This is a genomic window from Bradyrhizobium cosmicum (genome assembly GCF_032290525.1).
In the GTDB taxonomy this organism is placed as follows: Bacteria; Pseudomonadota; Alphaproteobacteria; order Rhizobiales; family Xanthobacteraceae; genus Bradyrhizobium; species Bradyrhizobium cosmicum_A.
The window spans coordinates 1-283 of sequence record NZ_JASXTA010000168.1 but is presented as its reverse complement, the minus strand read 5'-3'; the positions used below and the strand labels follow the sequence as shown (position 1 = coordinate 283).

Here is a 283-nt window from a genome sequence, read left to right as displayed (position 1 = left end):
GCGTAGAGGGATTGCCGCGCAATTCCTGCAGCGACATCAGAATCTGATCGTTTCGCCCCTGCGAGCGGCTGATCTCCATCTTCTCGGCTTCAGTGGCTACCCGGTTGGCACCGATGAGATTCTTGTGCAGGCTGGAGTTGAGACCGCCGACGTCGCGCAGCGTCCAGGCGACATTGGCATAGCTTGCCTGTCGGTAGGCCGTGCCGTCGAGCAGCGCGATCTTGCGCACCTGCTCGTCGAGCAGCGTCGTGACAGCCTTGTTGAAGACGGAGTTGTCGGAGAC

1 pseudogene is annotated in these 283 nt (G+C 61.1%); it reads right to left on the bottom strand.

Annotated elements, in window-relative coordinates:
* Window positions 1-283 (bottom strand): annotated as a pseudogene (locus tag QSV46_RS39515) (methyl-accepting chemotaxis protein); the annotation flags it as partial.